We start from the raw sequence: 25,949 nt of genomic DNA, 5'->3' as shown, positions 1-25,949 counted from the left end.
CGCCTTGACCCAATAAAATAGAAGGTGAAAGGCGATGACAGATAGAATTTTAAAATTAAATGATGTTGTGGAAATTACTGGCGCTAGCGTATCTACGATTAACCGCTGGGAAAAGGCGGGTAAGTTCCCTGCTAGAAAAAAGCTAGGTATTAAGGCTATGGGCTGGCTTGCTAGTGATATTCAAAAATGGATGGAAAGCTTACCCGGTGCTAATGAAGTGAAAGGGGCTGCCTAATGAAAGGGAGCAGCGGTAAAAAAGCCGCCACTCAAGCCAATTTATCAGCTAACAATAATAGCCAAAAAAAGCCGAGAGCGCAGCCAAAGAAGGAGCGAGCATTTATATATATTTTGCAGCACCCCACAGGCGCTACAGAAAACGATATTTTGCGTAACGTTGGCCTATCCAGTGGTAGGAACTATTTCACGCAGTTAGAGCGTTTACATGGTTTTGAGTTAACACGTGTGAATGATGAGAACCCTGATGGCATAGGCACTCATCTTAGATATAGCTTTTCATCACCAGAAATAGCAGCGGCAATTTTAAAAGAGATTAACGCGAGCCGAACAAGGCGAAAAGCAGGAATATTAAGTGAGGGGCAAGAGGCGGAATTGTTGGCGCCATTTAACCGTTTGCCATTACCGGCTATTAAAAATTAATTAATAGGGAACAGGATAATGACTACAAACAATATGAAATATGATGCTAGCATTTCGGTGGATAACTTTGACTATCTTGATGGGGCAGTAAAACAGGTACATAGCCTAACAGCGTTTATTATTGCTAATGATGGTTATAAATCAATGACAGAAGTAACATTGGCAAACTTACTTTGGACGGTTAGCGATCGCATAGGGGGAGTTTTGACGGATAGCGTTGATATGTATTTTGGTGAAATCCCAAGAGAGCAATTGAGGTTTGAGCAGCTATTAATTCAGGCTGGAACGGTGCTGGACGCTTTGCGTAATAGTGAGGGATTTGGCGGATTGTTTGGAGAGCATCTGAGTAATGTAATTTGGCTGGTGGAAGGTTTGCTTGAAGATGCCGTAAAAGAATTAGGCAAATTGTCTGCTCGTTTTGATGAACAGGCCGCTTAATAAAAATATGCGCCACCAGCGTATTAAATCAACTTTGAATTATCCCTTGGTAGTGATCGTGGCCAAGGGAAACCCACCTAAGAAAATAGCCTAAAAAACCTATGTACCAGTATTTTTATGTAAGCGAATACTATCGCTGTATGCTTTGTTATTTATGACTTTTTGTTGGTGAAAGAATATGAACTCTCAAAGTCGGTTTTTTACCCTCGAAAAAAGGCTATTTTTGAAGATGCGCCCCAGTAGGGGCCTTATAGCTATGGATAGTAGCTACTAACAATTAACTGGGTATTTAATAATATCTACGGCTCATGAATGACAAACCAACTAACCATAAATAACAATGATAAAGGGTATGAACACATTTTTGTCCACGGTGAAAAAGGCTGGTGGGTAAACGCTGGAAAAAGCGGGTTAATGGTTAAGCCTATGCGAGCTATGCTAGACCAAATTGAGGCCATGTTGAGTAACCATAGCCGCGTGATGTTAATTCGTTTTGATTTGCGTATGGAGTCGTACACGCCAGATAATAAAATCATCACTGTATTTAACCGTAGGCTGTTTAAATGGGTTAAGGCTCAGTATGGTGTTAGTCGTATTGGTTTTGTATGGTGTAGAGAGCTTGAGAGGGCAAAACGTCAACATTACCACTATGCGCTTATGCTTGATGCGTCAAAAGTTAACTATCCAAACAGCATAACCAAGAAGGTTTTACAGATATGGGGCGAGCTTAACGGTTCGGCTTATGTACCAAAAAATTGTTATTACATCATGAAGCGCGATTGCTTAGAGTCACAGCAAGAGGCTATTTACCGTATATCTTATTTAGCTAAAGCGCGTGGGAAGGGCTACAAAGCTACTCAGGCTAAAAATTACGGTGCTAGTAGGATAAAACTAAAGGCTAATGAGTTTTGAAATGTTTTGGTTTGAATGGTTTTTATCGCTTGTTCAAAGCGTGTGGCAGGGTGAACAGTGCGGAACAAATGGCGGAACAATTAAAGTCTTAAGTACTTGTTTTTTAATTTATTATTTTTAATTCGGAACAAATGAGGGCTTAAATAAACGATTTGTACTTTAGTTTATATACGAGTTTAGTTCCTATTGAAACAGTGCCTCATTTTTGTCTTATGCTGATTAAATAAACTTTAATTCGAGTTGATGATATCTAGGTTCCTCATAATTTAGTAGAGATCTAAAAACTAGGCGGGTGGATAAATTGGTCAGTGCCAAAAAGTTAAGAGTTGTTGGCACTATCTTTTTGTCAATTCTTGTGTTTTTATTTGCTACTAAACTCGATATCAACGACTTTTGCTATTGATTTACCTTCAACCCAATCACTTAAAGTAGAATCAAGTGTATAGTATTTACCTTCATCCATTTCTTTGATATATCCAGGTTTTAAAGGCTTGCTAGCACTGCTGTATGAATACTTACTTACAAGAACAGGAAAATAGTTTTCTTCAAAAATCGTATCACCATTTTTATCTTGGAAATAAACAATAACCTTAACTTTGTCTAGGGATTTATCACCATTATTTTTCAGTGAAATTCTAACCGCAGGTATTCCTTTTTTGGAGTATGTGTCAATTCTTTTAGCTGAAAATTCAGTTATTGTGACTTTATCAATGTAATTCATTTTTTCGGTGAATTCATTCATAGCTTTGGTAGCTTTTTCAATTCCTTTTTCAGCTGCTTCTACACCAGAGGCTATTTTGCTTAAGGCTTCATATTTTGCAATAGCTTCTTTGAACTTCTTGCTATCGAGTAGTTCTTGGGCTTCTCTTTTGAGAGTTTTAGTTTTATCTAACTCTACTTCTTTTTCTTTTCGCTTAATCAAGTCTTCTTCTAAACTAACTTTGTACTTATTTAGTATTTGTTTACCGGTTAAACCGTTTATCTCTTGTAAATTGATTTTTATTGATGTTTCATTTGAAAGCTTTGAGGATTTACCTGAAAACGCAGCTCCGAACATTGCCCCAAGCCCATCAGAACCACCCATACTAAAATACATGAAAGCCTTTCTAAACTCATCACGGTCTGCTTCGGGTAGATCATTAACTATTTTCTGTGTGGATTCCTTAATTGTCTCATCATTTGAAGCATCAAATTTGTCTGGACCAAAACACCCTGTTAGAAGAACAAGTAGACTAAGAGTTAGTAAAATTTTCATAATAATTCCTTTTATTGATTTCATATTTCGTAAAAGCTTAATTTTTAGTTCAATATATATTTAAAATACTGAATTGGATAATCAAATATGATTAAAGCAGCCAGTACTTATTAAAGATGTCCATTACTCTATGCTAATTAACATTATTTTAGTGTAGTACTACCATAATTATTTAGGAATAAAGGTTACAGCTACAGCGGTAGTTATGGCTATAAATAATGGCCACCAAAGCTTTTCGAAACGATTTTTACTGCTAGTTCTTCCACTGATTGACTGCTCAAGTTCATATAAATAAGTTAAGCCATTATCGGTGATTTTAAGTTGAGCATATTCGTGTTCATAGCCTGTGAGCTTATAGGTATTATCATCCGTACTTTCTTGACCATTAATGTAACCAATACAGCAAAGCTCATATATCAAACCACCGTCAAGACCTACTGAATTTCGTTCAGGGTTACTTTTGATATTTGATAGAAGTGCTAGTTTCTTTTTTTCTTGTTCTAAGCTCATAAACACCTTAACTAGTCTTTAGAATGACATATTTGGTTAATATTTAATTCAAAACCATCTGATACCCAGAGAGCAACCACTAATAAAGTTATATTAGTGGTTGGATGTATATCATGTATAGCGATAAAAATAAGATAGCATTATATAAACTTTTATTACTCTTTAATTAAAAGTCATCAGCTAATTCTAAATAGTTACTATACTAAGTTACAAAAAGTAATTTAGTTACACTGGTAGTTACATTTTTCTGTTTTGTTTTTATTTTTATTATTTAAATTCATGGTTTTAAGTTTTTAATTTGGTGGTTGCAGGGGCTACCAACCAAAAACCTAATGCAATATTAGTAACTCTTTTGTGCCTGCGTAGGTCGGATAAGCGAAGCGCCATCCGACACAGTAAAATACCTTACCAATTATTATCAATATTTTATGTTGCCGAGTGGCTGGGTAGTGCCAATAACAGCCATTAGTTAGTCTGATAGTAAAAACTGCTATCAGAAACTTTTTGAACAATATCGAATTCCAAACCTATATGGCTATAATCACCAGAAGTTGGAATAGTTGATTTATGGTTAATTACGATTCCCCAATGGTTATCGCTTATACCTCCAAAGATTATGTTGAGACTCTCTTCGTTTACTCTCGTGATTGCAGCAACATTATACTTAGCCATCACCTCTCTCAGAGCCTTAGTAACTTCAGATAATGCCAACATTTTGGGAGCTTCTTCAGGCTTGGATAACCTATAGTCACCTGACGGGATAAATCCTGCTTGTTTGGATGGGTAGTAGGTAATAAGCTGCGTTGGACTATAAAACGTGTTATTTATGCGAAAAACATGTGGTGCCGTTTGCTGGACAATATAAAGACTTGTATTTTGTCTCAACATTTCAACTTCACTCTTTGAATCCACTAAAAACTGCTTTATCAGCTCAATTCGCTCTTTTTTACATTTTTGCTCCTTGCATATTGAGATGCTTGGCAAATTAGAAAGTTGCTTCTTATTAATATTCAGGAACCTACTTCCTAATACCCCAAAATTAAAATTTGCAAAGGCTTGCTTGTCATTATTATTTACGAAATTCGTTGGGCGAACATCCAACAGACTAAATGGAAAGAATGAAGGAAGGTATGCTAGCTGTTTATCCGTTTGAGGAAGCATCTTGTCCGCATGTTTAAGCAGCTCTCTGTACTCGCTATCAATGTCTTCGTTGAAATAGGATGGCATATTTCCATAAGCAGACGTCGCAATGATTAAACTGCAACACAATAAAAAAGTTCTCATCATTTGTTATTTCAAATCCCTATAAAATAAAGAGTCATTATAATGGTATAGCATAATATTATTTAACAATGAAGATTAGCTCAATGTCCGTAATTCGCTCTTTGTCGAAGTTCGGCTCAGTGCCATTTCCGGACGTTCGTAACAACTCGTTAAAAGCCAACTGTTTTTGTCCTTTTAAACGACTTCTTAGCAGTTGACTCTACCTAGGTTCGCCTGACTTTATTAACGTGTGACGCTCATCTGTCCATGAGAACTCCGATAGAGCAAGAAAAACGGCATTGTACTTTTTTAATTTTTCAACAGATTCTAATGAAAAACAGCCTCCAACAACTATTAAAGTATCTTGGCTCGGCTCTCCAAACTTTTTTAATGCTTTTTCTGTAAGGTTACTTTTTATCACATCTTTTCTATTATGTGGAAAAGTAATCAAAGTACATTTTTCAGAAAACTGAGATTCACAAGCTGCCGCTAAGCTCTTGTACTCAGTTGGTACACGATCTTTAATAATATGTGCTTCAATGCTTCTAATTATGCGAAATTTCATATCGACTGCTAACGCCCGCATAAACTGCGGAACATGTTGGACGCTTTTTTGCGTCATTTTCTTTTAAGCAAAAAATCGGACAATGTGGGGCGTCAGATTTAATGCGCTTGTTAAACTTATAATCGGGTTTGCTCATCTTTCGCTGTTAGCTTCTCAGAATGCTTGATGATTTCTGTGGGAAGTCCAGTGGTGCAGTACAAAAGCCTAACAAACAGAAATCCACATACTTTGCCTAATTTGACAGTAACGTATTAGACCATCAGATCTAACACGTTTCTGTCCAACAACGAGTTTACCCGACCGTCCGCTTATAGCTCAAAGCCGCCCTTAAAAAATCTAAGATACCAATAACTACTGAGTTGAAGTGTTAGTAAAACAGTAATTTTAATAACTACACACAAAAAAGCGAGTAAATATAAATCTACTCGCTTTATAATTTCGACAGCTTACAGCTTACAGCTTACAGCTCAACCATCACTCGTAATCGTATCTATCAGCTCACCAAGCACTGCTTCGGCTTTGCTGGTTTCTACTTGGCAGGTACCGGCGTTTAAGTGGCCGCCACCGCCGTATTTAAGGCATAACTCGCCCACATTGGTGTTTGAGCTGCGGTTAGTGATTGATTTACCTATGGCAAATACTACGTTTTGTTTTTTAAGGCCCCACATTTTGTGAATTGATATATTGCAGTCGGGGTACATGGCGTAAATAACAAAGCGGTTGGTGGCGTAAATAGTTTCTTCTTGAGTTAAATCTAGCACCACGAGGTTTTTATGCACGGTTGCGCATTGTGCTATTTGCTCTTTGGCCTTTTCGTTATGCTCGTTATAAAGCGCAACACGTTCGGCTACGTCTTCCATTTTTAAAATATCTTCAATGCTTTGATCTTTACAGGCATCAATTAGCTTCATCATTAATTGGTAGTTTGAAATTTTAAACTCGCGGAATCGGCCAAGGCCTGTGCGTGCATCCATGATAAAGTTCATTAATACCCAGTCTGTTGGGTTGAGTATTTCGTCTTTTGAGAACTGCGCTGCATCGCCTTTATCTACCGCTTCCATCATGTCTGTGCTGATGTTTGGAAATTTTTCTGCGCCGCCATAATAATCATAAACAACGCGTGCAGCAGAAGGGGCTTTAGGGTCAATTACATGGTTTTTAATATCGCTTGCGTTACGTACGGTTTCGCTTAAGTGATGGTCAAATGCAATATGACAGCCAGCAACGTAGGGTAGGTTAGTGGTAATGTCGTTTGCAGTTATGTCGATTTTGCCATCTTGCATGTCTTTTGGGTGTACAAATAAAATGTCATCAATTAGGTCTAAGTCTTTGAGCAGTACGGCACATACTAAGCCGTCAAAATCGCTGCGGGTGACTAGTCTAAATTTATTATTGGGCATAGCTTTTCCATCTTGTTGTGATTGAGTAATCAAATAAGTGTAACAGCTAAAATAATTTTTGAGAGGTTATAGCAATCGAATTAAGAATTTAGTCATTCAAACGTGCTAAATAAAGCGTAAACGGCGTTATAAATTTTTAAGTAGAACATATGCCTATCGAAAATTAGGCCTTTGTTATTACTCTGTTTATCTGTTGCTATCAATACCTCATAATTTAACACAATGGGTATTAGCGTTAAAAAAGCGCATAAAAAAGCCAAAACGACTGTTTTGGCTTTTTGTTAGCAAGTATGTATTTGTTTTATTACTGTATAAAAGTTAAGCGCCTGGTCCGCATTCCATACAGCTGTTAATAATATCTGGGCCAAATTTAAGTCTGGCATTTAAATCGCGAAGGGCCGTGCGTAAACCTTCTTCAATTACTGGGTGGTAAAATGGCATATCCAGCATTTCTGGTACTGTCATTTTGTTTTGCACAGCCCATGCCAATAAATGAGCAAGGTGTTCGGCTTGTGGGCCAATAAATTCTGCACCTAAAAATAAGCCTGTGCCTTGCTCTGCGTAAACGCGCATGTGGCCTTTATTTTTAAGCATTACTCGGCTGCGGCCTTGGTTTTCAAAGCTCACTTCGCCTACTTCAAAGCAACCACATTCACCTAGGCGGTCTGTAATTTGTTTGTAGCTGTCGCCTACCATTGCTATTTGTGGGTCACTAAACACTGCGGCAATTTTTGCGCGGCGAAGGCCAATGCGTACATCGGGGAAGCGCCCAGCATTTTGACCGGCAATGGTGCCTTGATCAGATGCTTCGTGTAGCAGGGGGATCATATTGCTGGCATCGCCCGCTATAAATATATTTGAGTTACCACATTGCATTGTGTGCGGGTCGGCGTGTGGCACACCGCGCTCATCAAGCTCTATGCCGGTATTCTCTAAACCTAGCTTGTCTACGTTGGGTACTCGGCCTGTGGCTGCAAGTACGTAGTCAAATTGCTCGGTGTGTTTAGCACCGTCTTTATCGGTGTAAGTAAGCTGGGCTTTATCGCCAACTTGCATCATGTCAGATACGTTTGAGTCGGTATCTACAAAAAATTCTTCAGCAAAAACAGTGTTTGCATAGTCTTTAATTACTGGGTCGGTAAGTGGACCAATTGCGCCGCCAACACCAAATAATTTTACGTTTACGCCTAAGCGACTAAGTGCTTGGCCAATTTCTAGGCCTATTACGCCTGGGCCAAATACAGCCACTGACTCTGGTAGGTCGTCCCAGTCAAATACATCATCGTTAATAATTAGCTTGTCGCCAAAGTTATTAAACACACCTGGGTATGATGGGCGTGAACCGGTGGCAATAACAAAACGTTTAGCAGTTATAATGATGTCATCGTCAATTTGTACGCGGTTGGCGTCTAAAAACTTGGCGTAGCCACGAATTTTATCATCATCAGGAATGCCGTCTACGGCTTCTACTACGAATCCTGCAAAGCGGTCTCGTTCGCTTTTAACACGTGCCATAACTGCTTTGCCGTCTATTCTTGGCTTTGTGCTATGTACACCAAATGCAGGTGCCATTTCAATTGAATGCGCGGCTTCGGCTGCGGCAATAAGTAATTTACTTGGCATACAACCAACGCGTGCACAGGTAGTACCGTACGGGCCTGATTCAATCATTAAAACGTTAGGGGTGAATTGTTTTGCGTTACGGTATGCGCTTAAGCCTGCAGTACCTGCACCTATAACAACAACATCGGTTTGTAATTCTTTCATAGTGGTATCCTTTATTATTTTCAATCTGAGCGATGAGATTGATATAGAGGGGCGTGTACGCCCCTGCTATTTTTTTACTTAATTAAGCAAAGTATTTTTCTAAATCGTCTGAGCCGCCAATGTGTTTACCACCAATAAATATTTGTGGAACAGTGTCACGGCCAGAAATTGCTTTAAGGCTTGTTAATGTAGCGCCTGCACCCATAACAACTTCTTCAAATGCGTAGCCTTTTTCTGTTAGTAGCTCTTTTGCTTTTTTACAGAAAGGGCAACCAGGCTTAGAAAATACGGTTACTGGCTCTGGTTTAGTTTGTTTTGGGTTGATGTAGTCAAGCATTGTGTCTGCATCAGAAACTTCAAACGGGTCGCCTGGTAAATCTGGTTCGATGAACATTTTGTCGATAACGCCATCTTTAACTAGCATAGAGTATCTCCAGCTGCGCTTACCAAAGCCTAAATCGTTTTTATCTACTAACATGCCCATGCCGTCAGTAAATTCGCCGTTGCCATCAGGTAATAATGTGATGTTTTGCGCTTCTTGATGCTCTGCCCATGCGTTCATTACAAATGTATCGTTTACTGATACACATACAATTTCATCAACGCCATTTTGCTTAAGTACACCGGCTAACTCGTTGTAGCGTGGTAAGTGAGTTGATGAACAGGTTGGTGTAAATGCGCCCGGTAGTGAAAACACAACAACGGTTCTGCCTGTAAAAATTTCGTCTGTGGTTACTGATTTCCATTCGTCGTTTTGACGTGTTGCAAATGTAACGCTTGGGATTGTTTGACCTTCAATATTCTTTAACATAGTTTGTTCCTCTTGATTTGTTGGAGCCATTATGGCGAGAATTTAAATATAGTTCCAATCGTTTGTTTGTATTAAACTAATAGGTATAGCCTATCAGGTGGAGATGAATTTGAACTTAAAAGATTTAGAGTATGTAAAAGCAATAGCGCACCACAAGCATTTTCGCAAAGCGGCCGATGCCTGTTTTGTTAGCCAGCCTACACTAAGTGGGCAAGTAAAAAAGCTTGAGCAAGAGCTTAATGTTGTTTTATTTGACCGCTCAACTAAGCAAGTTACATTAACAGCGCAAGGTGAACGTTTGTTGACACAGATAAACGTTATTTTAGAGCAAACAGAAATCTTAAAAGAGCTGGCGGCTACTTCTAACGGGCCGCTACAAGGTAAGCTAAGAATTGGTATTATTCCTACTATTGCGCCGTACTTACTTAGCGCTTTACTGACCTCTATGAAAGCGGCGTTTAGCGAGAGCCACTTTTCGTTTATAGAAATGCAAACAGCGACTATGCTAGAGGCGCTTGATAACGGCGAGCTCGACTTTGCAATTTTGGCCGATGTTCCCGAGCTTAAAAACTACCATACGGTTAACGTGTACAAAGAAGACTTTATGGTGGCTGTTTCAACCGATAACCCGTTATCTAATCGTAAAAAAGTAGCGCTAAGCGATTTACAAAGTTGTAGCCTATTAATGTTAAGTGATGGCCATTGCTTTAAAGATCAAGCCCAAAAGTTTTGTTTTGCTGCAGGAGTGGATGTGTCAAACCAATATCAGGGCAATAGTTTAGAAACTTTATTGGCGCTGGTGGCGATAGATGACGGGGTGACATTTGTGCCCAAGCTTGCGTGTACACAGCGTGTAGGGATTGATTATTTAGCTATTTTTCCTAATCAGCAACGTAATGTGGTATTTGCTTGCAGAAAACACTACCCGCATTTGGCGGGCGTTGAGCAATTAGCCCAGTGGTTGGCAGAGCACCCAAATTTAAAACGGGCGCTTATTTAGCGTTCTTGGCTTGCAACCTCTACCACATCGTTTATTTGTACCCCAGGCAAAGGCTTATCGTTAAGGCTTACAGCAATGGCGCTTTGTTTATAAAGTTGCTCAACCACAATGGTGTTAAGCGTGGTAATGGTATGCGGCATAGTATTGCCTTGTGCATCAGTTAAGTAGTTATGGTGCGCAATGCTTAATAGCTGGCCTTTTTTAAGACCATGATCTTTGCCTAGGTTTATCACCAATTTATTGTTTTCCATGTGCATTATTTTACCTTTAGTAGGAAAACACGCCATAGCCGCTTGTATATCGTAACTGACCGTTTGATTTATATCGCTAATACTTTGCCCAAAAGGTGATTGCCAAAACCTATCACTATTTACATCAACAATAGCTGTTTTTTCAAATGGCCATACAGCTTGGGTATGATAGCTGTTTTGCCATAATTGTTCGTACGTGGTGCCATCAAACAACATAAACTCAATAGCGTAGCTGCGCTGGTAGGTTTCGTCTTGCCAAAAGGCGTAGTCGTTGTTGAGTTTATCGCTTGGCGCTAAATTGGTTATTTGGCTTAATAAAACATATTGCGCGTTGCTTCTGGCTGAAAGCTCTTCTAGCTGTGCATTTGAGTAGTCGTGCTGCTGATTAAAGTAATTGTCTACATTAATTGCTTTATTGTAGTAAGCAACGGGCAGGGCACTCATTTTTGTACTTTGCAAAGCACTAAATAACTTTTTACTAATGGCTTTATTTACGTCAAATATTTGACCCATTAAGGCATGCTCACGATGAACAAGCTGGCTTTGGGTTACAGCAACAAATTTATTAAAGCTACTTTGTGGGCATTGCTCTGTTTGGGCAAATACATCAAGCCTAAGCGTAATGGCAAATTGTTGATTTTGGCGTTGCTCGCTCACCAGCTCTATTTTTTGTATTTCGCCGTGGCTACTAATTTTTAGCTGATCTTGCGTTAGCACGCCATCTACCAAGGTCTGTACCGAGCTAACCCGGGCGCCAGAAAACACTAATGCTTGTGTAATTGCATCTTTAATTGCGGCCGATTTAGCACTGCTTATGTCGCCATTTTGTATTTGTGCATGGCCGGTAGATTCAAACCATTGTGCGTAAGTACTGGTAGAAAACGTTAATAATGCAGCGCTAGTAACACCTGCAAATAGTGATGATAAAAACGTGTTCATACTGGTACTCCACATAAAATTAGTTAATTACGCTTTAGCTAAGCAAGGACTGCACCAATATGAGTACTTTATAACAAATGGCATTAAACCTGCATTTATTTGCGCAATTAGTTTAAAGGGTGCAAATAAATGCGTGCAATTATATTACTTACTTTAGCAGGCCTTAGCCTTGCCGGTTGCAGCAACGTGTTTGATAAACATGTTGAGTACAAATATGTAGAGCCAAATAATTATCCCATACTTAAAGCGGTTGGTTATGCACCTATTAGCTTGCAGCAAGGGGCTAATAAATCACAAAAGCAATTAATGGCAATTAAGGCCTCTAAGCTTGAGGCGTACCGTGAACTGACTGAGCAAGTTTATGGGCAAAAAATTACAGCGGGCACGTCTGTAGCAGGTGCTATTGCTCAAAACGATTACATGGAAAGTAAAGTGCAGGGCATAATTAAAGGTGCGCAAATTATTAAAACTTACTCAGTTGACGATGTATACGTTACTGAGCTTGAGCTAAACATGAAGCGCGTGCACGACTTATACATAGGTGAAATTAAGCCGCGTGAAGTTAAAAAAGTGACCTACTACTAAGTAACTGGCCAGTACTTTAAATAGTAAAGCTATATTAAGCTGCTGTTTTAGCGGTTGGTTTTAACGTTAAGCGCGTGGAGTATACTCGCATAGCAACACATAACTTTGCTATTTACGGGAGCGTTTTTCTGTAAATCTAGGGTTTGATAAATCAGCTTTAAATACAACGATGGTTCAATACGTTAGTTAATGTATTAAGCAAAGTTGAAATGACCGAGTAAAAATTTAAATCTAGTAAAAAAACACATACAAAATATCTCATCCTTTTATATTGAGTGCTATGCTGTTGTTACGAATAATATTTGAACAAGTAGTGTAGCGTTTGGTATATGTTTTTAATTTTTCTTTTTTGGGCTGTGAATGACACTTAGGCCTACTCTTTCCTCAAATAAGCTATTTTTTTGGTGCAAAAGCAATTTGCGCTATTTACTGCTATTTTTTTTACTTTCAAGCGGCGTGTTTGCGAGCCGTTTAACTATTCAATTTAATACCTTTATAGAATTAATGGGGCAAAAATATGGCCCTGCGCGAGTCACTGTGGCGCGTAATTGGCAAACTATGCTGGTGCGCACCCAAAATAAATCAGAACAACAACAAATTTTAATTGTTAACGACTTTTTTGCACGCAATCTTCGATACCAAACCGATATACAGCTTTGGAAGCAAAACGACTATTGGGCTACACCATTAGAAACCCTTGGCCGTGGTTTAGGTGATTGTGAAGATTATGCCATTGCTAAATACATTAGTTTACGCGCCTTAGGCGTAAGCGACGACAAGCTTAGGCTTATATATGTAAAAGCTAAGCTTGCTGGTACAAACAAAACACAAGCACACATGGTATTAGGCTACTTTGCTACGCCTAATGCTCAGCCGCTTATTTTAGATAGTTTAATAACAAAAGTGTTACCTGCAGCAAAACGCGTTGATTTAAGCCCGGTATTTAGTTTTAACAGCCAAGGTTTATGGGCAAATAACTCGACTAAAAGTGTAGCCAGCCCGACAGCAAGGCTATCGCGTTGGCGTAAAATTTTGGAGCAGACATCACAAGAAGGGGTTATGTGGTAATGGCGTCATTTTCCTTATTTAAGTTTTTCAAAAAAAGAAAAATCACTCTTAGGCAAGAGCTGTGGATCACCTTGCTGGTGGTGATTTTTGTTGGCTTTATAAGTAGCGTATTAATAAGTACTAACTCTGCTAGAAACTATTTTTCTACGCAGCTGTATTTAAAAAATGTTGATAATGCCAGCTCCTTAGCGCTGATGATTAGTCAGCTTGAAAAAGATCCTGTAGAGCTTGAGCTGTTAGTGTCGGCCACTTTTGATACCGGCCACTACAAACGTATAGAACTGCAAGACCCAAATGGTGAGGTTATTGTAAAGCGCGTATTTACCGACACGTTAGAAAATACCGCACCAGCTTGGTTTAGAGCGGTATATGGGCTTAATGTACAGCCAGGTGTAGGGCAGGTTAACAACGGTTGGCAGCAATTTGGCACTTTATTTGTTGAAAGCCACAGCCAATATGCTGAGCAAGCATTGTGGGAAAGCGCCCTTAAACTGTTTTTTAGCTTTTTAGTGGTGGCCTTTTTTGCCTGTGCCATAAGTGCGTATTTATTACGTAGAATTTTAACGCCACTTGATGATGTGGTGTATCAAGCAAACGCCTTTGGCGATAAGCGTTTTATTAAATCAAAAGTGCCAAAAACCTTTGAGTTTGCGCGCCTTGTGCAGTCGATGAATTTATTATCGACACGGTTTAGCCGCATTATAAAAGAAGATAATAAACGCTTAGAGGAGTTGCGTTTTAAAGCCCAGCACGATGAGCTAACAGGGCTTGCCAATCGAGAGTATTTTAGTGCCACATTAGAGGCTCATTTACAAAAAGTGAAAGATCATGCTCATGGTGCTTTGTTTTTATTTAGGGTGGTTAATTTAGATAAAATAAGTGAATCGATTAGCCGTGTAGAAATGGTTAACTTTTTACGCCGTTTTTCTCAGGTGTTAACACAGTTTTTAGAGTCGAATCAGGCGCACTTTTCAGAAAACTATATTGCGCGTATATCACATACCGACTTTACTGTGTTGTTTAGCGATACTGATGATATTCAGGCGCTTAGCGAGCAAATAACCGCATTGCATAAATCGATTGTTGATGAATACAAAAATATTGATTTGGCCATTGTACACAGTTGTACCTACATTGAGAAAAACGACATCCGCTTTGATTTATTACGCCGTGTAGATGGTTTATTAAAAACAGCAGGTAACAAACCTGGAGTGCAAGCAAAAGTCATTGATAACAAACAAAAGAGTGAAATTTTTGATGACTCTACTGGCTGGCAAAAGGCTATTGAGGATGCGCTTGAGCAAAAAACTATACAGTTAAATTGTTTAGAGGTTATGGGTTTTAACGACACCTTGTTACAGCACCAGCTTAGTTTAAGTTTAGAATTTGGCGGCCAACATTATAAATCAAGCTACTACTATCAATGGGCTAATCGCTTAAACCTATTAGCGCGTTTGGATTGGAGTTTAATCAAGCAAATTGTTAAACAGTACGGTGAAGCGCCGCCAAATGAATTGATTGCTGTAGAGCTTTCGGCGCAAACATTAATGGATGATACCGCGCTTGCCTCGGTATTAACCTATGTATCTGCCTTTCCTGATTTGGCAAAAAATATATGTTTTGATATACGCGAAAACATTGTCGTAAACGAAAAGGATATATTTAAGGAATTTTGTGAGCAGGTGCGTTGTATGGGCGCTAAAGTGGCACTTAAACGTGTGGGGCCTGAATTTACTAAGATTAAGAACATTCAAGAATTTGGCTTAGAAATGCTTAAAATAGACAGCATTTACGCGCATAACATTAGTTACAGCCAAGACAATCAAACCTTCTTACGCGGTGTTTGCACATTAGCACATTCCATTGGTATTAAAGTGGTTGCACAGGGCGTAACAAGCCAAGACGATATAGATACACTGGTTAATCTTGGCTTTGATGGAGTAATTAAAGAGTCGTAAAGCGACTCTTTAATTAAAGGGGAGTGGTTTAATAATGGCGGTGAATAGGTAAATGCAATTTAGTATTTAACCTATAAGCCTTTGTTTATTAGGTTAACTATAACTGGCGAAGGTTTTATTATTTCAGCTTAAGCTAGTTACCTTTAACTGCTAACATAAGTTGTATACGGTCGCGCACTTTTAACTTAGTGAAAATTGAGCTCATGTGCTCTTTAATTGTCCGCTCTGTAATATTTAGTGACTCAGCGGCTTGTTTATTGGTTGCCCCTGTTATAACTATATCAACAACTTGGCGTTCGCGTTTAGTTAAGCTTTGAATATCGCAGGCTTGGGTGTAATTTATTTGCTGCTGACTTAGTGCCCCAACAATATTAGATAGTAGCTGCCCAGGTAACCACAGGCCGCCTGAGCAAATAGTCTCAAGTACCTGTTGTAATATTACTTTAGATGCAAGTGCTTCTACATAGCCTCTTGCGCCCGCTTGCAGGGCTGCTCTAAGTTCCTCTATTTCTAGATTTGTGGTCATTACAATAACTGGCAAGCGTTTTTGGGCGTATTTTTTTACCAGTTCAAGCCATCCCGAAGTGCCCGCCAGAACCCATATAATACTTGATGCATTAATTTGTTTTGGTTCTTTGGTGCATATTACACAACCTGCAAACGCACTTCGCCAGTGGCTCGATTCAAGTTCGGGTTGTGTAATAAATATACTTTGACGCATTAATTTACTCCAATAAATTCAGTTTAGCGTTCTGTCATTGCTTGCGATGTAGCTCTGAGTACGGGTTTAAGTAAATATTCCAAGACGGTTTTTTTACCAGTAATAATATCCACTTGTGTGGTCATTCCTGGAATTATAGTCAACTCTTCTGAAAAGTTATTTTTAGTGGTTTTTAATTGCACTAAATAAAAAGTATTTTCTCTGTCGTCGGTAATTGTATCTGCACTTATATGCAGTACCTCGGCTTCTAGTCCGCCGTATACCGCAAAATCATAGGCGCTAAATTTAATCATGGCGGGCTGCCCAGGGCGTAAAAAGGCAATATCTTTCGGCGGTATTTTTGCCTCAACAATAAGTTGATCGTCTAAAGGGACTATTTCTAAAACATCACTGCCGGGTTGTAAAATGCCGCCTACGGTATTAACCAATAAACGTTGTACCGTGCCTTTAACCGGTGATTTGATCTCAGTTTGGGCCACTTTGTCGGCAAGCCCTGATTCGGTTTCTTTTATCGACTCTAAACGCAGCAATGCCTCCGAAAGCTCGTTGTTCCAGCGGTTGATCATCGCAAGTTCGACTTCTGTTACTTTGTTTTTAGCTTCGTTGATAGCCGATAAACTGCGGTTAATAACGGCTTTAGTGCGGTTTATTTCGCCGTTTAAATCAACTATTTCACGCTCTAACCTAATGATGTCGATATCAGATACAGCACCGGTTCTTAACAGTGGGCGTGTTACTTGCAGCTCACGATTACTTAGCCTTAGAGCGCTTGTGTGTTGTTGCAAAGCGGCTTTTGCTTCAATGTGATCTTGTCTGCGTTGTTCTAGCTGGCGTTTATGAATTGCCACTTGCTGCTCTAATTCTTGGCGATTACTTAAATATATTGAGCGCTCATGAGCGACCGCCTCGGGTACTTGCTTAACAAGCTCATCAGGAAAAACGAGATCTTCTTTTCTGGTAAGGGCTTGTAATCTGGCTACTTTTGCAGTGAGTGATTGCACTTTAGATTGGTTTTCTCTAAAGCTTGAAATAAAACGAGTAGGGTCGATTTTTATTAATACGTCACCTTCTTCAACAATTTGCCCTTCTCGAATGTTTATTTTTTCTACCATACCGCCATCATAAGATTGCACTAACTGTAATTTATTTGATGGGATAACGCGTCCTTCACCACGGGCTACCTCATCCAGTGGCGCAAAGCCTGCCCAAATTGTAAGCAATATAAATGCGATGCAAATGAGGTATAACAAAAAACGTGCGCTGGCAGGCTCTTGCTGCATTTTTTCCCATTGCGCATCGACTACCCAATCTTGTGATTCAGGAGGCGAAAGCCAGCCTTTAAATAAGCGATTAAAGATTGAAGGCTTACCTTTTTTACGTGCTTCTATTGCTTTACTTACCGATTCAAAAGAGCGCTGCTCTAGGGGCTTTTTATTGTCACTCATGATGCTTGCTCCACTGTTTGGTTATTCAGTGCGGCAATTACTTTTTGTTTAGGCCCATCGGCAACTATTTTTCCGTTATCGAGCACGATGATGCGATCGACCAACGAAAGTAAAGACGACCGGTGAGTAACTACAATTAAGGTTTTGTCTTGGGTGGCGGTTTTTAAATTTTGAATAATTTTATTTTCACTATTTTGATCAAGCGATGAGGTAGGCTCATCTAACAGCATAATAGGAGGGTCGTTTATTAGTGCGCGCGCTATACCAATTGCTTGTTTTTGGCCGCCAGATAGCAGGCGACCTTGCTCACCAACTTGTAGGTCAAACCCATCGGGGTGAGAGTTGATTAACTCGAATAACTGGCTTTTTTCGCATGCGCTAATAATTTGCTCATCTTTAGCATGCCATGCGCTAATAGTGAGATTGTCTTTTAAGCTACCAAAAAACAACGCTATATTTTGTGGTACGTACCCTATGTTATGACGAAGTTCTGCGGGGTCTATTTGTTGTATATTGTTATTATCGACCATTACGGAGCCTGCGGTTGGGTCGTAAAGGCCTAAAATAAGTTTTTCGAGGGTGCTTTTACCCGAACCGTTGCGCCCCAAAATAGCCACTTTTTCACCCGCTTTTATTTTAAAACTAATATTACTAAGCGCATCGGCCGCGTCGTCTTCATACTTAAAGCATACGTCTTTAAATTCTATTTCGCCGTTTAATACGGGGTGGCTTAACCAATGTTTATTTGGCGGGCGCTCAACGTCTTTCTCCATTATTTCGTTAAGCGATTGCATAGCAATAGCAGCATGATGATATTGCGCAAGTACGGCGGCGCATTGCCCAAGCGGCCCCATTGCACGTGATGAAAGTAAGTATGCGGCTATTAATCCCCCTTGCGTGAGCTCGCCTTCAATAACTAAATGAACACCAATGATCATAATGATCACGCCAACACATTGTTGTATCCACGCTGCGCTATTAGAGATTGAGCTTGAGATTAGGCGACTTTGCGCATTAACCTGAGCAATATAAATAGTTGATTTTTCCCATGTTGATTGGGTTTTGCATTCGCTGTGAAAACTTTTTACATCTTCAATGTTGGTTAAGCTTTCTACAAGTATGGAGTTGCGCATTGAGCTTGCTTTCATGGTTTGCTCTGACAGCGCTTCAAGTTTTCTGTGGGCTGCTATGCCATAACTTAAAAGTATTAGGGCACCTGCGATAATGGGTAGGCTAAGCGGTACACCTATTATTGCAATAACAATTAGGTATATAGCAACAAAGGGTAAATCAACCAGCGCGACCAAGGTTATTGAACTAAAAAAGTTACGTACGGCTTCAAACGATTGTATGTTACTCGCAAATGACCCCGCTGATGAGGGCCTATTTTTAAGCTTCATACCAAGTACGCGCTCCATAATAACCGCAGATACTTTTACATCTATCCGACTTGCCGCAAGCTCTACAAAGTAGCTGCGTACTAAGCGCAGTACAAAGTCGGCGGTCAGCGCTATTAAAATACCGATGGCTAAAACCCAGAGGGTTTCTGTTGCATGATTAGGAACTACTCGGTCATATACATTCATTACAAATAAAGGCATGGCAACAGACAAAACGCCTAATGCAATGGCGGAGATTATGACGTCTTTGTACAGTGCGCGGCATTCTTTTATTACGCCCCAAAACCAGCCGTCTTTAGAGAGCTTTTCAAGCACCGGGGAGCGCTCATCAAACATAAACTCTGGATGAGCATAAATAATTAAACCTGTTGATTTTTCAATTAACTGTTCTAGGTCTTCTTCTACAACAGACTCAGTTAGCTCGGGGTAAGTAACTTGCGCTGTTTGTTTTTGGTTATCAATAGCGGTTACCACGCACGCTTGGTTATTATTTAAAATAATAATAGCGGGTAATAAAGCAGTATTAATTTGATTAAGAGGCTTATTTACAACTTTTGATTTAAAGCCCACACGTTTTGCAGCACGTGCAAAACCTGAAGGCGTTAAGTTTCCATCTGTTAGTGGGAGGCCATTTAATAAGGCCTCCCTTGAAAAATCTTTATCATGAAAGCGGCACAATACTGCAAGGCAATCTACCAGTGCGCCGCCATGATCAAGTACATCATTTAATTCCATATACCATCCAATGTTATGTAAAACATTTTAAATTTATTTGTTTTAAGCACCTCTTAACTATCGGTAATAACCGCCTCAATACGGCGGTTTGCCGCATTAGCACGTACCGAAATTTCATTAACGCGTGGCTGATCAATACCATAACCAAATGATTGAACACGATTAGGCGCTATACCAAATTGCTCAATAAGTAATTGTGCTACGGCAAAGGCGCGTTGCTCTGAAAGTTTACGGTTGTATTTTCTATCGCCATCTAATGAGGCGTGACCTTGGATCTCTACCTTTTTGTCAGGGTTATTTTTTAAAAACTCCGCGAGCTTTTCTACCTCTTGCAAGTACTCTGGGCGCACTTGGCTTGAGTCGGCTGAAAAGGGAATGCCTATTTCAACTGAGTCGGTCGCTTGGTCATACAAAGTACACCCGGACAGATCTACATTTGTTCCCGCTGGGGTGCTTGGGCAGGTGTCTTGCTCGTTAGGTACGCCGTCGTTATCGTCATCTGCAAAACTCGATGCGCTAGGGGTCTCTGGTGGCATTTCTAAATACCTAGGCATTGCTGTAACGCTCATGTAGGCGTTATCTTGCTTGGCTTTTTTTTGTAAAAAAGCTTTGCGTTTAAAGGTGGCAGCTACATCGTAACTTGGGCATATATTTTGTGCGTTATGCACGATTGGGTCATCTGTTAACTCTATTAATGTTGGGTACTTGTCAGACATAACATTTAGAGCTGGCAATAGTTTACCCATTTCGTTAAGCATAGTTAAAATGGCTGTTTGTCTATCGTATTGAGCAACAATGTACGAGCGGTTAGATTGAAATGCTTCGTTTTCAGCGTCAAGTACATCAAGCAAGGTGCGTTGGCCAATATCAAATTGGTCTCGGTAGGCTATTTTTACTCTGTTTGACGAGTTTTTATAGCTTTCAAGCGTGGGTAGCTTTTGCTCTATATTGTTCACATTATGATAGGCAATTTGTAGGCTTTGACGAATATCAACACAAGCTTGATCGCGTTGATACTTGGCAATATTTACATCTTGGTATGCTTGTTCAAGGTTGGCGCTATCTAGGCCCCCGTTGTACAGGTTATAGGTTATGTCTATACCTACCCGTGCTTCGGTTCTTGTTTCGTTTAAACCTAGCTCGTCTCTGTCTTGTGTGCCGTAACGGGCAGATAAGTCTACGTTTGGATGAAACGCTGCCTTTTGTGCCTGAGCATTGGCTTCTTGCGCCTCTATATTATAAAGCGATGCGTAAAAAGCAGGGCTGTTTTTATAGGCTATATCAAGCGCTTGGTTAATAGAAATGGGCACGTTTTGCTCATCTAATTTGGCTTGTTTTATATCATTAACGGGTAGCTCGCCAACAACTCTTAAATAACGCGCGGTTACATCGTGCAGGTTAGCGTACTCGGTGAGCACATTAGATTGCGCTAGCGATAAGCGCCCGCTAATTTGCTCTAGATCTGCTGCTCGGGCAACACCGGCTCCTACACTTTGTTCAATTTGTTGGTATACAGACTCGTGCTCTTGCAGGTTTTCTTCAGCGAGTGTCACAAGTTCTTTAAATTTTTGCACATCTAAAAATGCAATAGATGCATCTAATGCAGTTTGCTCTGTTTGTGAGAGTAATTCAAAATACCGAATGAGCTGAATACGCTCAAACCTTTCAACGGTGTTAGATGTTCTAAACCCGTCGTAAAGCATTTGAGTAACACTAAGCTCTGCAGTGTTGCGGTTGTATTCGTCTTCTATACCGTAGTTTCGGCGCTCATAACCTGCGCTGGCAGATACATCAACGCTAGGTAGGTAGCCTGAGCGGGCTGCATCTACGCCATAAATTGAGGATTTAAATGTATGCCATGCTTGTTGTACCTCTGGATTATTTTCAATTGCTTTACTGGTGACGTATGTAAGCGGTGCCACAGAGCTGTCATCGGCTTTTACCACGTTAGTTGCGCCAAGCGCACTTAGCGTTATACCTATAAGCAGCTTTCCTTTTTGCTTTAGTAAAGTATTTTTTGTAATCATTTCTTCCTCTTAGGGTTACTTAGGCTATCAATACCTACCTTATGGTTTAGTCAATAAATGCACTTTTCGCAAATAATCGTTTTGGCTAGCATAAAATTTATTATCTACCACTTTTTTATTTTTAATGTTTTTTTAAAAACTGTACTTGAGTACAGTATCTAATGCGTTTTGCTGTTCTACATTTTAATTAATAGTTTTTAATTCTTATGTTTGAGGTAAGTAAAATGGAATCTAATCAATTATTAGTAATAGACTTAAAAGGGTCTGCTGGTGTTGTTTTAGAAGATGGCACAATTAAGCCACTTGAAGTGGGCGATACTATTACTGTGGGCGATTTAGTGGTTACCGCCGATAATTCATCGCTAACAATTGATGTGCAAGGAGAAACACTGTCGATTCCTGCTAATCAAAACGTAAAGATCACCCCTGATTTATTAGCACAAGAAACCCGCGATAGCAGCGAAACCACCGTGTTTGACGAAAGCCTAGATGCGGCCATTGCAAGCTTAGAACAAACTGATAATAACGATGGCCAAACGGCGGCTAATTCTGATGTTACTGACTTTTTAGATGCCTTAGAGGGCGATGGTGATATTTTAGATAATTTAGAAGCAACGGCCGCAGGTGGTGCTGGTGGTGCGGGCTCTGGTGGAGGAAGCTCATTTGTTCAGCTTACACGTATTGCGGAGGGGGTTAACCCTAATAGCGTTGCATTTGATTCAAGCTTTGATCCTGATTCTACAGAGGCGCTAAATATTCGCGACACCTCTGATGGGGTAGTTCCTGATGATGGCACTGCGTCTATATCATTAAATGAAGTAGGTTTAACTAATTCATCTCAACCAACAATTAGTGGTACAAGTGAAAACTTAGTGGGTGAAACAGTAAATATTACTGTGACAGATGAAAATGGTAACTCTCAAGTAGTAAGCGCGGTTATTGGCCCTGATGGCACGTTCGAAATTACATTGCCTAACCCGATAGCCGATGGACCCGTGAGCGTAGTTGTAGAAGCCACCGACCCAGATGGTAATGCGTTTAACGATGCTATTTCTATTGAAATAGACACCACAGCGCCTGTGATTAATATTGACCCAGTTGCAGACTCTGCATCTCAAACAGTAACAGTTACGGGTTCGGTAGCGGGTTTGAATACTGGCGACAACGTCTCTGTAACTCTTACCGATAGCACAGGCACACAACAAACAATTGTTACACAAGTTGATGCGCAAGGTAATTGGAGTATTACCACTACATCGCCTTTAGCAGAAGGGGAGTTTAATGTTAACGCAGTAGCAGTTGATGCCGCTGGTAACCAAGCAATTGACCAAGCTGTTGCGAGTATTGATTTAACCGCTCCAGAAATTACAGTTACAGTAGCGGGTGAAACTAATAATGCTACGCCGCCATTAAGTGGTACTACAACCGGTGTGCCACAAGGTACTGAAGTAACAATCACAGTAACCGACAGTGCAGGCGAAGTGCAGCTTTTAACAGCCATTACCGGTGAAGATGGTAGTTGGGCTGTTGATGTGGGTGTGGCACTACCAGAAGGTGATTTTACTGTTGATGCGCAGGTGAGTGATAGCGTAGGCAACCAAGCACTTGCAAGTGATGCTGGAGTTATTGACTTAACGGCGCCAATTGTAGAAATTAATGCGATTGCCGATACGCAAGATACAACCCCTATTATTACTGGCTCTGCGCAAGATGTGCCAGCAGGCTCGGTAATTACCGTGGTTATTACTGATATTAATGGGCAAGTTCAAACGCTGTTAACGCAAACAAATGATGATGGCAGCTGGTCTGTAAGTGTTTCTACACCTTTAGCACAAGGTGAGTTTGAAGTTAATGCAACCGTGACCGACACTGCAGGTAATGAAGCACAAGCTGTAGAGCAAGGGTTAGTTGATTTAACTAGCCCTGAGATAACGGTTACGGCCATTGCAGACACTAATGACACAACCCCTACTTTTGTAGGCCGTGTTGAAGGGGCACCAGAGGGCTCTGTAATTACTGTTTTAGTAACCGATAGCGACGGTAATATACAAACCTTAACAACGACACTTGAGGCTGATGGCACGTGGAGTGTTGAATCGCCCAACGCTATTCCTGGCGGAGAGTTTAGTGTTACCGCGACAGTGAGTGACCCTGCGGGTAACGAAGCATCCGCGCAAACAAGTGGTGAAGTTACATTTGCCCCTATTTCTATTCAAATTGACTCTATTGCAGATACAAACGATACCACGCCATTTTTAAGCGGTAATACCGGTAACGTGCCTGCTGGTACCACTATAACCTTAACTATTACTGCAAGTGATGGCAGTACTTTTAATCTTTTAGCGGTCACTCAAGAAGATGGTTCTTGGAGCGCTCAAGTTACAGAGCCTCTGCCTGAAGGGGATTTTACCGTAGTTGCAGCCGTAATAGACGATGCGGGTAATGAGGCACAAGCAAGTACGGTCGGTAATGTAGATTTAACCGTAAGTATTAATTTTATTATTGATACTAACGATACCACTCCAACAATTAGTGGTACTACGCAAGATGTTGACGCAGGTGCGGTTGTTACTGTTACCTTTACAGGCAGCGATGGCGCAACAGAAACTGTGCAAGTAACCACAAATGCTGATGGTTCGTGGTCAATTGAAGCAACCGATGAGTTGGTAGAGGGTCAATTTACGGTGGTTGCAACAGTAACCGATGCTGCTGGCAATACAGCCTCTGCTACTGAAGTAGGGGAAATTGATTTAACTGATCCTGCAATTACTATTAACCCAATTACAGATACAAACGATACAACACCGAGTGTGACAGGTAGCGTAGTAGATGTACCTCAAGGTACTGAGGTTACCTTATTAATAACAGATAGTGACGGTAATCAACAAACTATTACTACCGAAGTACAAGCCGATGGCACCTTTAGTGTAGATGTACCCAATGAGCTGAGTGAAGGTGAATTTACCGTTGAGGTATCGGTAACCGATAACGCAGGTAATGAAACTACAGCAACCACCACAGGTGAAGTAGATACCGCAGCGCCCACAGTGTTAATTGATCCCGTGGGTGATACAAACGACACCACACCGACTATTTCAGGGTCTGCCACAGGCGAGCCAGAGGGCACAGTTGTTACGATCACCGTGACTGATGAAGCGGGTAACCCACAAACTATTACTACCGAAGTACAAGCCGATGGCACCTTTAGTGTAGATGTACCCAATGAGCTGAGTGAAGGTGAATTTACCGTTGAGGTATCGGTAACCGATAACGCAGGTAATGAAACCACAGCCACGACCACAGGTGAGGTTGATACCGCAGCGCCCACAGTAATAATAGATCCCGTGGGTGATACAAACGACACCACACCGACTATTTCCGGGTCTGCCACGGGCGAGCCAGAGGGCACCGTTGTTACGATCACCGTGACGGATGAAGCGGGTAACCTGCAAACCATTACTACCGAAGTGCAAGCCGATGGTACCTTTAGTGTGGATGTACCCAATGAGCTAAGTGAAGGTGAATTTACCGTTGAGGTATCGGTAACCGATAACGCAGGTAATGAAACTACAGCCACCACCACAGGTGAAGTAGATACCGCAGCGCCCACAGTAGTAATTGATCCCGTGGGTGATACCAACGACACCACACCGACTATTTCAGGGTCTGCCACGGGCGAGCCAGAGGGCACAGTTGTTACGATCACCGTGACGGATGAAGCGGGTAATCTGCAAACCATTACTACCGAAGTGCAAGCCGATGGCACCTTTAGTGTGGATGTACCGAATGAGCTAAGTGAAGGTGAATTTACCGTTGAGGTATCGGTAACCGATAACGCGGGTAATGAAACTACAGCCACCACCACAGGTGAGGTTGATACCGCAGCGCCTACAGTAATAATAGATCCCGTGGGTGATACAAGCGACACCACACCCACAATTTCGGGTACGGCAACGGGTGAGCCTGAGGGCACAGTTGTTACGATCACCGTGACGGATGAAGCGGGTAACCCACAAACCATTACTACCGAAGTGCAAGCCGATGGCACCTTTAGTGTGGATGTACCGAATGAGCTAAGTGAAGGTGAATTTACCGTTGAGGTATCGGTAACCGACAACGCGGGTAATGAAACTACAGCCACCACCACAGGTGAGGTTGATACCGCAGCGCCTACAGTAATAATAGATCCCGTGGGTGATACAAACGACACCACACCGACTATTTCAGGGTCTGCAACGGGTG

At 40.8% G+C, this 25,949-nt stretch carries 21 protein-coding genes; 9 read left to right on the top strand and 12 right to left on the bottom strand.

The window, feature by feature from the left end:
- Positions 1-34: 34 nt before the first annotated feature.
- The 4 genes from PSH48_RS10935 (at position 35) to PSH48_RS10920 (ending at position 2,007) form a co-directional block, all read left to right on the top strand.
- The gene (locus tag PSH48_RS10935) at positions 35-235 is read left to right on the top strand and encodes a helix-turn-helix transcriptional regulator (protein ID WP_121637829.1); all 201 of its coding nucleotides are present in this window, start codon (positions 35-37) and stop codon (positions 233-235) included.
- Positions 235-657 carry a hypothetical protein gene (locus PSH48_RS10930; RefSeq protein ID WP_273611566.1) on the top strand — a complete coding sequence of 141 codons (423 nt, stop codon included), beginning with the start codon at positions 235-237 and terminating at the stop codon, positions 655-657. The genes PSH48_RS10935 and PSH48_RS10930 overlap by 1 nt, the downstream gene beginning before the upstream one ends.
- Positions 658-675: 18 nt before the next feature.
- The gene (locus PSH48_RS10925) at positions 676-1,095 is read left to right on the top strand and encodes a hypothetical protein (RefSeq protein ID WP_273611565.1); all 420 of its coding nucleotides are present in this window, start codon (positions 676-678) and stop codon (positions 1,093-1,095) included.
- Positions 1,096-1,407: 312 nt separating this feature from the next.
- Positions 1,408-2,007: a YagK/YfjJ domain-containing protein gene (locus tag PSH48_RS10920; protein ID WP_273611564.1), complete on the top strand. Its 600-nt coding sequence runs from the start codon at positions 1,408-1,410 to the stop codon at positions 2,005-2,007.
- Between the two features lie 361 nt (positions 2,008-2,368).
- On the opposite strand, the gene PSH48_RS10915 is transcribed toward PSH48_RS10920, so the two are convergent.
- From PSH48_RS10915 to PSH48_RS10885, 7 genes are all read right to left on the bottom strand, one after another.
- Positions 2,369-3,262 (bottom strand): DUF6694 family lipoprotein, encoded by an 894-nt coding sequence (locus tag PSH48_RS10915; RefSeq protein ID WP_273611563.1) that lies wholly within the window; start codon positions 3,260-3,262, stop codon positions 2,369-2,371.
- Positions 3,263-3,430: 168 nt separating this feature from the next.
- Positions 3,431-3,772 (bottom strand): hypothetical protein, encoded by a 342-nt coding sequence (locus PSH48_RS10910; protein WP_273611562.1) that lies wholly within the window; start codon positions 3,770-3,772, stop codon positions 3,431-3,433.
- 465 nt (positions 3,773-4,237) lie between these two features.
- Positions 4,238-5,059: a hypothetical protein gene (locus PSH48_RS10905; protein WP_273606107.1), complete on the bottom strand. Its 822-nt coding sequence runs from the start codon at positions 5,057-5,059 to the stop codon at positions 4,238-4,240.
- 196 nt (positions 5,060-5,255) lie between these two features.
- Positions 5,256-5,600: a hypothetical protein gene (locus PSH48_RS10900; RefSeq protein WP_064385323.1), complete on the bottom strand. Its 345-nt coding sequence runs from the start codon at positions 5,598-5,600 to the stop codon at positions 5,256-5,258.
- Positions 5,601-6,067: 467 nt separating this feature from the next.
- Positions 6,068-7,000 carry an exopolyphosphatase gene (locus tag PSH48_RS10895; protein WP_024033066.1) on the bottom strand — a complete coding sequence of 311 codons (933 nt, stop codon included), beginning with the start codon at positions 6,998-7,000 and terminating at the stop codon, positions 6,068-6,070.
- A gap of 318 nt (positions 7,001-7,318) precedes the next feature.
- Positions 7,319-8,767, bottom strand: coding sequence for a dihydrolipoyl dehydrogenase (locus PSH48_RS10890; RefSeq protein WP_273611561.1), 1,449 nt, complete (start codon positions 8,765-8,767; stop codon positions 7,319-7,321).
- 82 nt (positions 8,768-8,849) lie between these two features.
- Positions 8,850-9,578 carry a glutathione peroxidase gene (locus PSH48_RS10885; protein ID WP_064385214.1) on the bottom strand — a complete coding sequence of 243 codons (729 nt, stop codon included), beginning with the start codon at positions 9,576-9,578 and terminating at the stop codon, positions 8,850-8,852.
- Positions 9,579-9,687: 109 nt separating this feature from the next.
- Here PSH48_RS10885 and PSH48_RS10880 point away from each other — a divergent pair, with 109 nt between their 5' ends.
- Positions 9,688-10,578 carry a LysR substrate-binding domain-containing protein gene (locus tag PSH48_RS10880; protein WP_273611560.1) on the top strand — a complete coding sequence of 297 codons (891 nt, stop codon included), beginning with the start codon at positions 9,688-9,690 and terminating at the stop codon, positions 10,576-10,578.
- Here the strand turns inward: PSH48_RS10880 and PSH48_RS10875 are convergent.
- Entirely contained in the window at positions 10,575-11,768 is a 1,194-nt protein-coding gene (locus tag PSH48_RS10875; RefSeq protein ID WP_273611559.1) for a flagellar assembly protein FlgT, read from the bottom strand. The genes PSH48_RS10880 and PSH48_RS10875 overlap by 4 nt on opposite strands.
- Positions 11,769-11,897: 129 nt before the next feature.
- On the opposite strand from PSH48_RS10875, the gene PSH48_RS10870 reads away from it, so the two are divergent.
- From PSH48_RS10870 to PSH48_RS10860, 3 genes are all read left to right on the top strand, one after another.
- Entirely contained in the window at positions 11,898-12,353 is a 456-nt protein-coding gene (locus tag PSH48_RS10870) for an LPP20 family lipoprotein (protein ID WP_096041337.1), read from the top strand.
- Positions 12,354-12,713: 360 nt separating this feature from the next.
- Positions 12,714-13,421, top strand: coding sequence for a transglutaminase-like cysteine peptidase (locus tag PSH48_RS10865; RefSeq protein ID WP_414704500.1), 708 nt, complete (start codon positions 12,714-12,716; stop codon positions 13,419-13,421).
- Positions 13,421-15,379, top strand: a complete 1,959-nt coding sequence (locus tag PSH48_RS10860; protein ID WP_273611558.1) for a bifunctional diguanylate cyclase/phosphodiesterase — start codon at positions 13,421-13,423, stop codon at positions 15,377-15,379. Before PSH48_RS10865 ends, PSH48_RS10860 begins: the two co-directional genes overlap by 1 nt.
- A gap of 133 nt (positions 15,380-15,512) precedes the next feature.
- Here PSH48_RS10860 and PSH48_RS10855 read toward each other — a convergent pair whose 3' ends face one another.
- From PSH48_RS10855 to PSH48_RS10840, 4 genes are read right to left on the bottom strand one after another with little or no spacing between them, the layout of a single operon-like run.
- Entirely contained in the window at positions 15,513-16,100 is a 588-nt protein-coding gene (locus PSH48_RS10855) for a LuxR C-terminal-related transcriptional regulator (RefSeq protein ID WP_024033058.1), read from the bottom strand.
- A 23-nt stretch (positions 16,101-16,123) separates the two neighbouring features.
- Positions 16,124-17,545, bottom strand: coding sequence for an HlyD family type I secretion periplasmic adaptor subunit (locus tag PSH48_RS10850; protein ID WP_055252885.1), 1,422 nt, complete (start codon positions 17,543-17,545; stop codon positions 16,124-16,126).
- Complete coding sequence (locus tag PSH48_RS10845) at positions 17,542-19,680, bottom strand: type I secretion system permease/ATPase (protein WP_273587477.1); 2,139 nt, start codon at positions 19,678-19,680, stop codon at positions 17,542-17,544. Before PSH48_RS10845 ends, PSH48_RS10850 begins: the two co-directional genes overlap by 4 nt.
- A 53-nt stretch (positions 19,681-19,733) precedes the next feature.
- Positions 19,734-21,707, bottom strand: coding sequence for a TolC family outer membrane protein (locus tag PSH48_RS10840; protein ID WP_273611557.1), 1,974 nt, complete (start codon positions 21,705-21,707; stop codon positions 19,734-19,736).
- A gap of 224 nt (positions 21,708-21,931) precedes the next feature.
- Between PSH48_RS10840 and PSH48_RS10835 the strand changes: the two genes are divergently transcribed.
- Positions 21,932-25,949: beta strand repeat-containing protein (locus tag PSH48_RS10835; protein ID WP_273611556.1), on the top strand; the 4,018-nt coding region annotated here is incomplete at its 3' end.

This window comes from Pseudoalteromonas sp. Angola-4 (assembly GCF_028599265.1).
Lineage (GTDB): Bacteria > Pseudomonadota > Gammaproteobacteria > Enterobacterales > Alteromonadaceae > Pseudoalteromonas > Pseudoalteromonas atlantica.
The sequence above is the reverse complement of the archived record's forward strand: the minus strand, read 5'-3'. Positions and strand labels throughout refer to the sequence as shown.